The organism is Escherichia sp. Lx600-2 (assembly GCF_036662595.1).
Classification (GTDB): Bacteria; Pseudomonadota; Gammaproteobacteria; order Enterobacterales; family Enterobacteriaceae; genus Escherichia; species Escherichia coli.
This window is the reverse complement of sequence record NZ_JAYQWM010000114.1, coordinates 1-9,030: the sequence shown is the minus strand read 5'-3', so window position 1 is coordinate 9,030 and position 9,030 is coordinate 1. Positions and strand designations below refer to the sequence as shown.

The 9,030-nt window shown below is 54.4% G+C and carries 14 protein-coding genes and 1 pseudogene; 11 read left to right on the top strand and 4 right to left on the bottom strand.

Translation table 11 applies throughout. The features are described from left to right. Window positions 1–9: 9 nt before the first annotated feature. Window positions 10–981, top strand: a complete 972-nt coding sequence (gene parM, locus OQV04_RS22045) for a plasmid segregation protein ParM domain-containing protein (RefSeq protein WP_001103690.1) — start codon at window positions 10–12, stop codon at window positions 979–981. 4 nt (window positions 982–985) lie between these two features. Beyond that, window positions 986–1,378, top strand: coding sequence for a plasmid partitioning/stability family protein (locus OQV04_RS22040; RefSeq protein WP_063073471.1), 393 nt, complete (start codon window positions 986–988; stop codon window positions 1,376–1,378). A 4-nt stretch (window positions 1,379–1,382) separates the two neighbouring features. On the opposite strand, the pseudogene OQV04_RS22035 reads toward OQV04_RS22040, so the two are convergent. From OQV04_RS22035 to OQV04_RS22025, 3 genes and pseudogenes are all read right to left on the bottom strand, one after another. Beyond that, a pseudogene (locus tag OQV04_RS22035) lies at window positions 1,383–2,653 on the bottom strand (Y-family DNA polymerase). After that, complete coding sequence (umuD, locus tag OQV04_RS22030; protein WP_000109071.1) at window positions 2,653–3,090, bottom strand: translesion error-prone DNA polymerase V autoproteolytic subunit; 438 nt, start codon at window positions 3,088–3,090, stop codon at window positions 2,653–2,655. The pseudogene OQV04_RS22035 and the gene umuD overlap by 1 nt, the downstream one beginning before the upstream one ends. Then, entirely contained in the window at window positions 3,087–3,335 is a 249-nt protein-coding gene (locus tag OQV04_RS22025) for a DinI-like family protein (RefSeq protein ID WP_001775014.1), read from the bottom strand. Before OQV04_RS22025 ends, umuD begins: the two co-directional genes overlap by 4 nt. A gap of 417 nt (window positions 3,336–3,752) precedes the next feature. Between OQV04_RS22025 and OQV04_RS22020 the strand changes: the two genes are divergently transcribed. Beyond that, a complete protein-coding gene (locus tag OQV04_RS22020) occupies window positions 3,753–4,655 on the top strand; it encodes a DUF1281 domain-containing protein (protein WP_148934335.1) in 903 nt (300 codons plus the stop codon). Here OQV04_RS22020 and OQV04_RS22015 read toward each other — a convergent pair. Then, a complete protein-coding gene (locus OQV04_RS22015) occupies window positions 4,606–4,836 on the bottom strand; it encodes an arginase (protein ID WP_306306990.1) in 231 nt (76 codons plus the stop codon). The genes OQV04_RS22020 and OQV04_RS22015 overlap by 50 nt on opposite strands. Here OQV04_RS22015 and OQV04_RS22010 point away from each other — a divergent pair. The 8 genes from OQV04_RS22010 to OQV04_RS21975 all read left to right on the top strand — a co-directional run bounded on the left by OQV04_RS22010 (window position 4,728) and on the right by OQV04_RS21975 (window position 8,732). Further along, window positions 4,728–4,964 (top strand): hypothetical protein, encoded by a 237-nt coding sequence (locus OQV04_RS22010; protein ID WP_306461682.1) that lies wholly within the window; start codon window positions 4,728–4,730, stop codon window positions 4,962–4,964. The genes OQV04_RS22015 and OQV04_RS22010 overlap by 109 nt on opposite strands. A gap of 76 nt (window positions 4,965–5,040) precedes the next feature. Then, on the top strand, window positions 5,041–5,724 hold the full coding sequence (locus tag OQV04_RS22005) for a DNA methylase (protein ID WP_001775017.1): 684 nt from the start codon (window positions 5,041–5,043) through the stop codon (window positions 5,722–5,724). After that, complete coding sequence (locus OQV04_RS22000) at window positions 5,725–5,946, top strand: hypothetical protein (protein WP_001104873.1); 222 nt, start codon at window positions 5,725–5,727, stop codon at window positions 5,944–5,946. Then, on the top strand, window positions 5,876–6,394 hold the full coding sequence (locus OQV04_RS21995; protein WP_123325260.1) for a DUF1380 family protein: 519 nt from the start codon (window positions 5,876–5,878) through the stop codon (window positions 6,392–6,394). Before OQV04_RS22000 ends, OQV04_RS21995 begins: the two co-directional genes overlap by 71 nt. A gap of 50 nt (window positions 6,395–6,444) precedes the next feature. Next, complete coding sequence (locus OQV04_RS21990) at window positions 6,445–7,221, top strand: hypothetical protein (protein WP_063073488.1); 777 nt, start codon at window positions 6,445–6,447, stop codon at window positions 7,219–7,221. Between the two features lie 416 nt (window positions 7,222–7,637). Further along, a complete protein-coding gene (locus OQV04_RS21985; protein WP_001198928.1) occupies window positions 7,638–8,063 on the top strand; it encodes an antirestriction protein in 426 nt (141 codons plus the stop codon). A gap of 46 nt (window positions 8,064–8,109) precedes the next feature. Further along, window positions 8,110–8,544 carry a DUF1380 family protein gene (locus OQV04_RS21980; protein WP_014106967.1) on the top strand — a complete coding sequence of 145 codons (435 nt, stop codon included), beginning with the start codon at window positions 8,110–8,112 and terminating at the stop codon, window positions 8,542–8,544. Next, a complete protein-coding gene (locus OQV04_RS21975) occupies window positions 8,541–8,732 on the top strand; it encodes a hypothetical protein (protein ID WP_001027516.1) in 192 nt (63 codons plus the stop codon). Before OQV04_RS21980 ends, OQV04_RS21975 begins: the two co-directional genes overlap by 4 nt. Window positions 8,733–9,030: the final 298 nt, after the last annotated feature.

The window sequence follows — 9,030 nt, the reverse complement described above, 5'->3', positions numbered from 1 at the left end:
GGGCTATAGATGAACGTATACTGCGATGATGGTTCAACAACAATCAAGTTGGCATGGAATGACAATGGGAAAATCTGTAAGTCGTTGTCGCAAAACTCATTTCGTCATGGATGGAAGGTTGACGGGTTAGGGATTCGCCAGACATTTAACTATGAACTGGATGGTAAAAAATACACGTATGATGAAGTTAGCAACCAATCTATTCTTACGACTCATATTGAGTATCAATATACGGATGTTAACCTGTTAGCTGTGCATCACGCTTTACTGAATAGTGGATTAGCGCCTCAGCCTGTATCATTGACTGTGACTTTGCCTATCAGTGAGTTCTACACGAAAGAGTGTCAAAAAAATGAACTCAACATTCAGCGTAAAATTGAGAATTTAATGAGGCCGATTCGTCTTAATAAAGGCGATGTTTTCACCATTGAACACGTTGATGTGATGCCTGAATCATTGCCAGCTGTGTTTTCTCGTCTGGTCATGGATAAAGTTGGTCAGTTCGAAAAATCGCTGGTAGTTGATATTGGCGGCACTACGCTTGATGTTGGTGTTATCGTTGGTCAATTTGACTCTGTAAGTGCCATTCATGGTAATTCTGGCATTGGTGTGTCTTCAGTTACGAAAGCTGCAATGAGTGCATTGCGCATGGCATCCAGTGATACCAGTTTCCTCGTTGCAGATGAATTGATTAAACGTCGTAATGACCCGGACTTTGTTCGGCAGGTTATAAATGACGAAACAAAAACTGATCTGGTCCTTAATACCATTGAGGGGGCTATTGCCAGTCTGGGGGAGCAAGTAGTCAATGAGCTCGGTGATTTTCATCATGTGAATCGTGTTTATGTTGTCGGTGGTGGGGCCCCGTTGATCTATGATTCGATAAAAACGGCATGGCACCATCTTGGGCAAAAAGTAGTGATGATGGAGTCGCCACAGACAGCACTGGTTGAAGCTATCGCGGCTTTCAAAGAGGAGTAATATTGTGGACGATGAACGGAAAAGGAAAAAATTCACACTTTATCTGCATCCGGAAAAAGCTGCAGACTTTCAAGCTTTGGAAGCGATAGAGTCCGTTCCGCGTTCTGAGCGTGGTGAGCTGTTCCGGAATGCATTTATTTCTGGAATGGCGTTACACCAACTTGATCCTCGCCTGCCTGTATTGCTGACTGCCATTTTGAGCGAGGAGTTTTCAGCAGATCAGGTTGTAACCTTACTCAGTCAGACGACAGGATGGAAGCCTTCTCAGGCCGATATCAGAGCTGTGTTGACTGAACTCGGTGCTTTGCAATCTGCTGAAAAAATGCCTCCTTCTGCTACTGATTCGGTGCAGGAGGCAATGAATGATGTGCGCCTTAAAATGCAAAAATTATTCTGATATATCAGAATGAAGCAATGGGGATCTCAGTCCATTGTGTTGTATACGAAGGCGAGAGCATTTCCCGTTTCATTTGCCATTCAGGGGCGGTTCCTCGCCCCGCAAACCACACTTTCCCTTTTCCAGACTGGTTCAGTTCATCGAGTGTTTTCATTAACTTTTCGCTGTTTTTACGGGGCTGGATCTCATCAAATAATCCCGGCTGCGCTATACCCGATGGTGTGAAATCAGCCAGCATGACTCCTGCCTTCATATAGCGGTACCCTTCACGCCAGACATGGTTTAACGCTCTGCATGCTGCGGCAATAATGTCCCGGCTGTCCTGTGTGGGTAATGGAAGCTTTTCCACAGCGGCATTGCTGTAACAGGGTTCTTTTACTGCAAAGGGGGATGTCCGTACAAATGTCGTCACCTGCCGGCAATACTGACGCTCCCCACGTAGTTTCTCTGCGGCCCGCTCTGCATACTGAACAACAGCCTGGTGCATGGCATCTTTGTCTGTGATTCGTTCACCAAAACTGCGACTACAGACAATCTGCTGTTTTGCCGGTGGTGCTTCTTCCAGGGATATGCAGGACTCGCCGTTGAGTTCGCGTACCGTACGCTCAAGAATGACGCTGAAGTTTTTCCGGATGAATGCCGTGTTAGCCTGCGCCAGCTGCAGTGCTGTGTTAATACCCAGCGCATTCAGCTTTTCCGTCAGTCTGCGTCCTACTCCCCAGACCTCACCAACTGGCTGCAGCCCCAGTAGCTTCAAGATCCGATTACGGTTTTCTGCCTCCAGCGCGACCACACCGGAAAACTGTGGCCATTGCTTTGTTGCCCACTGTGCACTTTTAGCCAGCGTTTTTGTAGGCGCAATGCCCACCCCCATGGTGAGTCCTGTCCAGCTCTTTACCTGTTCCCTGAGCTGATGACCAAAAACCTCCGGAGAGATGCAATGATTTATCCCCCGCAAATCAATGAACATTTCATCAATTGAGTAGGGCTCAACTGCGGGAGAAAGCGACTCCAGAACAGCCATGACCCGTTGGCTCATGCTGTGGTACAGCGCATAATTGCTGGAAAATACATGTATTTTCTTCTCCAGGCGCATCTGTCTCACCTGAAACCAGGGCTGCCCCATTCTGATGCCAAGGGCTTTTGCCTCCGGCTGCGCGCGATCACACAGCCATCGTTATTGCTGAGTACGATGACCGGTTCGTTGCGAAGGTCCGGGCGGAAAACTTTTTCACATGAGGCGTAGAAACTGTTGATATCAGCCAGTGCAAACATCAGCGTAACTCCCGCGTCCTGTGTATCACGTGAGTGACAACACCAAAAATACAGATGTTTTCCGGATACAGTGTGCGAAATTCCGGGCTGTCTGAAACCGGCTCCAGTGCCGGGCGTGGGCGCAACAGCAGTCGTTTGACGGTGAACTCACCGTCGATCTCAGCGATAACGATGTCCCCGTGTTGTGGTTTCTCGGCCCTGTCCACTACCAGCAGATCACCATTCTGCACGCCAGCCTGGTTCATCGATTCACCGCTGGCGCGCAGAAAGAAGGTGGCTGCAGGTCTGCTGATGCAATAGCTGTTCAGATCCAGTTCCTGCTCAGCATAATCAGTGGCAGGCGAAGGAAAACCGGCCTGGCAACGATCGGCAAACAACGGTCGCACGTAACTGTCATCGCCTGAAGGGTCAGCCGGACGGTGATAAACGGTACTCATGCTGCAGGCAGCCAGCTGTCGTCCTGCCAGATTTCTTCCAGCAGAGACATGATACGTTCTTTATCCTTGTCGTTGCGGGCTCCTGTGACAGATACAGACGGGGCGCTGCCCTGGTCTATACGCAGCCAGATTTCCGGGGAGTGTGGTTTCAGACGTTGTTCGATTTCATTCTGTAGCGCCTGAAGTGTGCCTGATTTGAGGTTTTTTGTGCTCTGGCGGTCGAAAAGAATTTCAATGCGGATCATGTTCTCATCTCCCTTTTCTATTGCTGTATGTATATACAGCATTCTAATAACTGAATCCACACACAGTCAAATGTCATTATTGTGACTAAAAAACGCTCAATTCTCTGAGGGTGTGGCTGTATGCCTGCTGTGGACTGCTGTGTCCAGCTTATCCACAGCATTTTGCGCACGGTTCTGTGAATAAAATACCTGGTTACCCAGGCCGTGCCGGCACGTTAACCGGGCTGCATCCGATGCAAGTGTGTCGCTGTCGCCGGCCTCCTCACCCGGTCACGTTTCGTCGTTCCTCCTCCACGCGCTGCGGCTTCGGGGCCGCACCTGCATTCGTATGCGGTCGCCCGGTTACAGGTGCGGCACGGCCTGATAGAGGCCGCATGTGAGAGGAGAATTCCCATGCCAAACTGGTGCTCAAATCGTATGCATTTTTCTGGTGAACCGGCACAGATTGCTGAGATTAAACGACTGGCCAGCGGTGCAGTCACACCGCTTTATCGCCGCGCCACAAATGAAGGTATTCAGCTGTTTCTGGCCGGAAGTGCCGGACTTCTGCAGACCACTGAAGATGTGCGGTTTGAACCATGCCCCGGACTGACGGCTGCCGGGCGTGGCGTTGTATCGCCGGAGAATATCGCGTTCACCCGCTGGCTGACATACCTGCAGGACGGTGTACTGCTGGATGAGCAAAACTGCCTGATGCTGCATAAACTCTGGCTGCAGAGCGGTACTGGACAGCGTCGCTGGGAAGGATTACCGGATGATGTCAGGGAAATCATCACTGTGCATTTCACCGCAAAAAGAGGTGACTGGTGTGACATCTGGGGTAACGAGGATGTATCGGTGTGGTGGAACCGTCTGTGTGACAACGTGCTGCCGGAAAAAACCATGCCGTTTGACCTGCTGACGGTTCTGCCGACCCGCCTGGATGTTGAAGTGAATGGCTTTAACGGTGGTGTTCTGAACGGTGTTCCTTCTGCATATCACTGGTATACCGAACGGTATGGCGTGAAGTGGCCTTGTGGGTATGACCTGAATATCAGCAGTCAGGGAGAAAACTTCATTCAGGTGGATTTCGACACGCCGTGGTGTCAGCCGGAAAGCGACGTTGTTGCAGAATTAAGCCGCCGTTTCAGCTGCACGCTGGAGCACTGGTACGCCGAACAAGGCTGCAATTTCTGTGGCTGGCAGTTGTATGAGCGTGGAGAGCTCGTTGATGTGCTGTGGGGGGAACTTGAATGGTCTTCCCCGACAGATGACGATGAGCTGCCGGAAGTCACCGGACCTGCGTGGATAGTCGACAAGGTGGCGCATTATGGCGGATGAAGTATGACGGAGACGGGCGGGCAACCGCCCGTTTCTTTTCCGACAAAGGATGTCGCCGTGCTCCTCTTTTTACTGCGCCGGCTGACGCGGCGCGGCAGGAACGCTGCCTGTGGTCAGTGTCCCGTGTCCGGCCGGGCACGGGACGGGCGCTTTTACCGCTCCTGGCTGGCGTCGGTGACAGTGTACGCCAGCCTGTCGCCCTTTTCTGATGAATGCCCTTCAAGCCGCTTTCGCGGCATATCCTCGCCGTCAGAAAGACGACGGCTGCGGTATTCCACGGTCGGCCTGACCCGTTACCGGACGCGGTGAACAGCCCACAGGCAGCGGAGAACGGGCGCCACAGGGGCGCCCTCCCGGTGCCCTCTGTAAGAGGAGGAGTGCTGTTATGTCCCGTTTTATCCTGGGTGACTGCGTGCGTGTTATGGCCACGATTCCTGATAACGCCATTGATTTCATCTTAACCGACCCACCATATCTCGTTGGTTTTCGTGACCGTTCCGGGCGCACCATTGCCGGTGACGTTAACGATGACTGGCTGCAACCTGCCAGTAATGAGATGTACCGCGTACTAAAAAAAGATGCGCTGATGGTGAGTTTCTATGGCTGGAACCGTATTGACCGCTTTATGGCAGCCTGGAAACGCGCCGGATTCAGCGTTGTAGGGCACCTTGTGTTCACCAAAAGCTACACATCCAAATCTGCGTATGTCGCGTACCGTCACGAATGCGCCTATATCCTGGCAAAAGGCCGTCCGGCGCTGCCTCCGAAGCCATTACCCGACGTGCTGGGCTGGAAATATTCGGGCAACCGCCATCACCCGACGGAAAAGCCCGTTACCAGCCTGCAACCACTGATTGAGAGCTTCACACATCCGAACGCGATTGTGCTGGACCCGTTTGCAGGCAGCGGCTCAACCTGCGTGGCCGCCCTCCAGTCCGGACGCCGGTATATCGGTATCGAGCTGCTTGAACAGTATCACCGTGCCGGACAGCAACGACTGGCCGCCGTGCAACGGGCCATGCAGCAGGGGGCCGCGAATGATAACTGGTTTGAACCGGAGGCTGCGTAAATGAACTATGCCGGACACGAAAAACTTCGCGCCGACGTGGCGGAGGTGGCCAACACCATGTGTGACCTTCGGGCTAGGCTGAACGATATGGAGCATCGCTGTCGCTTTGATTCCGATGTGCTTGTTGAACGCCTGACACGCCAGACGCTGTATCGCGCCAATCGCCTGTTTATGGAGGCGTATACCGAAATTCTGGAACTGGATTCCTGCTTCAAAGATTGAGAAGGAGACGAGAATGTACGGAACATGCGAAACGCTATGCCGGGAGCTGGCAGCAAAGTATCCGGGAGACGCGCCGCTGATGCTGGTTATCTGGTCCCCGGAAGAGATTCAGGCACTGGCTGACGGTATGGAAATTTCTCTGACCGATCATGAAATCAGGACCGTCCTGGCGCGCATGGAGGACATCCCGGAAGACCAGCGGACTGAATCCGGTATTTCTTCCGCCGCGGTGATGGAGATTATCAGCAACGTGAGCGAAAACCGCCAGGTGACCGTCCCTGCTGAACTGCTGGCGTCCCTGATTCAGACCGCTGAACAGGCACTGTGGAAACGTGAGTGGGCCGCCCGTGATAACGGCCTCGCCGTCCCGGAATGCGTTACCCGCCGTCAGGCGGTGGTTAATCAGGCCCGCACCCTGCTGAAAAACAACACACACGAAAACAACTGATGTTATCGCCGCCTGCCCTGCGGGCGGCGATACAGGGAGAACGCTTAATCATGAACGAAAACAGCACGCTGAACGCACTGATTTGTCGTCACGCCCGTAACCTGCTGCTGGCGCAGGACTGGCCGGAAGAGACGGATGTTGACCAGCGAAATCCGAACTATCCGGGCTGGATCAGCATTTACGTGCGGCTGGATGCGCCCCGGCTGGCGACGTTACTTATCAACCGTCACGGCGGCGTACTGCCGCCGCTCCTGGCCTCCGCCATTCAGAGACTGACCGGAACCGGGGCGGAACTGGTACTGTCCGGCAGTCAGTGGCAGTCGCTGCCGGTACTTCCGGCAGACGGAACGCAGGTGTCTTTCCCGTATGCCGGAGAATGGCTGACCGAAGACGAAATCAAGGCTGTTCTTGATGCGGTGCACGATGCGGTACGAAGCATCTGTTACCAGGTGGCAGAAGATGCGCGGCGTATCCGTGCGGCGCTGACCACCACCGGTCAGACGTTGCTGACCCGCCAGACGCGCCGCTTTCGCCTGGTCGTGAAGGAAAGCGATCACCCCTGCTGGCTCGATGAAGATGACGAAAACCTGCCCGTGGTGCTCGATGCCATCGTGAACCGGGGAGCACGTTTTTCGTCGGTGGAAATGTATCTGGTCAGTGAGTGTATTGAGCATATCCTGTCCAGTGGGCTGGCCTGCGATGTGCTGCGTATACCGGATGAACCGCCCCGCCGCTGGTTTGACCGTGGTGTTCTGCGGGAGGTGGTCCGGGAAGCCCGGACCGAAATCCGCAGCATGGCGGATGCCCTGGCAAAAATCCGGAAATGATGACACTGGCGGGGTAAATCCCCGCCTTTTTCCTGCCGGTCCCCGGACAGAGCACAAAGGAAGTCGCCGCCGGCTCCGCTTTACCCGGCCATGCAGGGCATGGCCTTGTGGTTTTTCAGTTATGTGGCCTCAGCGTCGTGTGCGGGCTGTGCCGTGCCTCCATCTTAGCCGGGCTGGCGTTGATGCAAGGGTACGCTTCGCCGCTGCGGTCACCCGGTCCCTCCTTCCCGTCTGCCGTGATTTTCCGGTCGTTCACCCGCTCAGATTTCGCGGTCTCACCCTGCAACTCCCGTCAGCCGTGTGCGTCAGGCTGCGGCTTCCCTTGCGCCCCTGCATCCCCGCCTGTTCGCCCGGCTTTTATGGAGGCACGGCACCGCCCGGTGTCGCGGAATATGTGAACAACGGAGGAAAACATCATGCAATATGCGAAACCTGTCACTCTGAATGTTGAAGAGTGCGACCGTCTCTCCTTTCTGCCGTATCTGTTTGGCAACGATTTTCTGTATGCCGAGGCGTATGTGTACGCGCTGGCGCAAAAAATGATGCCGGAATATCAGGGAGGCTTCTGGCACTTCATCCGCCTGCCGGACGGTGGCGGTTACATGATGCCGGATGGCGACCGTTTCCACATGGTGAACGGTGCAAACTGGTTTGACCGTACCGTGAGTGCTGATGCCGCAGGCATCATCCTGACCTCCCTTGTGATTAACCGCCAGTTGTGGCTGTACCACGACAGCGGGGATGCAGGACTGACCCAGCTTTACCGGATGCGCGATGCGCAGTTGTGGCGTCACATCGAATTTCACCCCGAATGCAACGCGATTTACGCGGCTCTGGACTGATTAACGGACGGGGCGGCAATGCCGCCCCTGTAAAGGAGACGAGAACATGTACTGTACTGTTAAAGAAATTATCCGCGAAGTGCTGGATACAGACGTGCCGGACAGTGAATGCGTTTTTGCCGTGGTGCTGACCCGTGGGGATGTGCGTCACATAGCCCAGGACTGGAGTCTGACAGACGATGAGCTGGAAACCGTCATGCAGCGGCTGGACGATGCCTTTGAATATGGTGCGGATGTCAGCGTTGTTCACGGCGTTGTTCACGGCGTTGTTCATGAACTGATGGAAGAAAAGCGCGCCAGCCGTCAGGTGACAGTCCCGGCGGTGATGCTGGAAAAAGTGATGGCGCTGGCAGGCAGTGAAATGAAGCGCCTGTATGCCGTCGGGAGTGAGAACGGGGGCGACGGTGACGCATTCGTCAGGGAGGAACGCGAAGCAATGGACGTTGTGTTACAGGCGCTGGACGGGGAGACGATGTCATGAATATCAGCACAGAAACCCGCGAAATTCTGCGTAATTACAGGGCCGTGATTAATGCGCGGCGTCGTGAAATGGGGCAGAAACCGCTCACCACCGCGCAGATTGTTGATGAAATCTGCGATTTTGTGGCGAATCAGCAGGCGGTTTTCCTGGGCGGTCACTACATCTTACAGGGTAGCAGAAACAGGTGATACAGGGGCAGGCGGTGGAGGCCGCCTGTCAGTCCGCGCGAAAACCCCTGGCAGGCTGACGCCTGCCGGAAGGGAAGCGGGCCACGCTGGCGCGTCGCCCGTTACCCTTCCCGTCTGTGATGTGTCTGACTCAGGAGTGTTTCTTTCTTATGTTATGGAACTGTTCCTGATGTTGTTGTTCCTTTATCTGCTGCTCTGATTCTGACTACTGCAGTGTTGTTCTGTCTGCCGGGCGCACCTTCGGCTCCCGGCTGCCTGGCGGCATCCGGTCGTCAGGCCCGACTCCGACAGGCAGCTG

Bases quoted from the DNA above. Each gene is read 5' to 3' on its own strand.
- parM (WP_001103690.1), top strand. From the start codon at position 10: ATGAACGTATACTGCGATGATGGTTCAACAACAATCAAGTTGGCATGG.
- umuD (WP_000109071.1), bottom strand. From the start codon at position 3,090: ATGAGTACCGTTTATCACCGTCCGGCTGACCCTTCAGGCGATGACAGT.
- OQV04_RS22025 (WP_001775014.1), bottom strand. From the start codon at position 3,335: ATGATCCGCATTGAAATTCTTTTCGACCGCCAGAGCACAAAAAACCTC.
- OQV04_RS22020 (WP_148934335.1), top strand. From the start codon at position 3,753: ATGCATTTTTCTGGTGAACCGGCACAGATTGCTGAGATTAAACGACTG.
- OQV04_RS22005 (WP_001775017.1), top strand. From the start codon at position 5,041: ATGTCCCGTTTTATCCTGGGTGACTGCGTGCGTGTTATGGCCACGATT.
- OQV04_RS22000 (WP_001104873.1), top strand. From the start codon at position 5,725: ATGAACTATGCCGGACACGAAAAACTTCGCGCCGACGTGGCGGAGGTG.
- OQV04_RS21990 (WP_063073488.1), top strand. From the start codon at position 6,445: ATGAACGAAAACAGCACGCTGAACGCACTGATTTGTCGTCACGCCCGT.
- OQV04_RS21985 (WP_001198928.1), top strand. From the start codon at position 7,638: ATGCAATATGCGAAACCTGTCACTCTGAATGTTGAAGAGTGCGACCGT.
- OQV04_RS21980 (WP_014106967.1), top strand. From the start codon at position 8,110: ATGTACTGTACTGTTAAAGAAATTATCCGCGAAGTGCTGGATACAGAC.
- OQV04_RS21975 (WP_001027516.1), top strand. From the start codon at position 8,541: ATGAATATCAGCACAGAAACCCGCGAAATTCTGCGTAATTACAGGGCC.